Annotated in this window: 1 protein-coding gene; it reads right to left on the bottom strand. The window is 74.0% G+C overall.

Annotated elements, in window-relative coordinates; genetic code table 11:
* A partial coding sequence (locus GTW67_RS06395; RefSeq protein WP_161163821.1) for a hypothetical protein occupies window positions 1-871 on the bottom strand: 871 nt, incomplete at its 3' end.
* Window positions 872-1,033 lie beyond the last annotated feature (162 nt).

The following is a 1,033-nucleotide window of genomic DNA, read 5'->3' as shown; positions in this document are numbered from 1 at the left end:
GGATGGACACCTCCCGCCATTCGAGCCGCTCCCGGGGCAGCTGCCACCAGGAGGCCGGCGGCTTCGGGGCGGTCGGCACGAACCGCAGCAGCGCCCACAGCGGGCCGAGCCCCCGGTAGTCGTCCAGCCCCCGCCACTGCGCGACCACCGCAGGCAGCAGTCGCGGCAGCACGAAACCGGCGGAGCAGGTCAGGGCGCCGAGCGAGGCCATGGGCGGGGCCAGCGTCGTGGACAGGAAGTCCAGGTCCTGACCCTGCCAACGGGCCACGACCGCCGTGTACTTGGCCAGCTGGAAGCCGACCACGTCCAGCAGGCTGCCGGCCAGGATCAGCCGCAGCCCGGTCCGCAGCAGCCCGTCCACCTCCCGCAGCCACCGCACGCACACGGCGCACATCACCAGCGTCGCGGCGCTGTGCCCGAGCAGGTACAGCAGGATCATCTCCCGCATGTACGGGGTGTTCGCGTAGTACGTGTCGAGGTCGGTGAGCCGTTCCGTGCGGGCGTCGGCGAGCACGAACAGCGCGACGAGCGCGACGATCAGCAGCGTGTACGCGGCCATGCAGCGCAGCACCCGGCGCCGGATCCGCGCCCGCGAACCGCCCCGCCAGTTGATCAGCAGGACGAGCAGCGAGCAGCTGTACGCCGACAGCATCCCGTACGTCAGCGGCGCCCCGAAGTTCGGTACGCCCGTGAGGTCGTTGACGGCGGCCAGGGTCAGCGGGGCCGCGCAGACGAAGACCAGGGAGCCGAGGACGATCGCCGCGCACGTGGACAGGGCCAGCGGGCTGCGCACCGGGCCGCGCGGCCGGCGCAGCAGCGCCAGGCAGGACAGCCCGAACACCCCGGCCGCCAGATACACGACGAGACTCATGCCGGAGAACTCCGTTCGCTCGGCGCCCGGTTCGCGCGCGCCCCGACCACACCCTCCCCGTTCATACCCCGCCCGTCGTGGCCGTCGCGCCCCGCTCGCGGGCCGGGGCGACGGGGCGGGCGCCGGCCAGCGCGTCGGCGATGCGCACCAGCGCGGCCGGCC

Source organism: Streptomyces sp. SID5910 (assembly GCF_009862125.1).
GTDB lineage: Bacteria > Actinomycetota > Actinomycetes > Streptomycetales > Streptomycetaceae > Streptomyces.
This window is presented reverse-complemented; position numbering and strand designations above follow the sequence as displayed.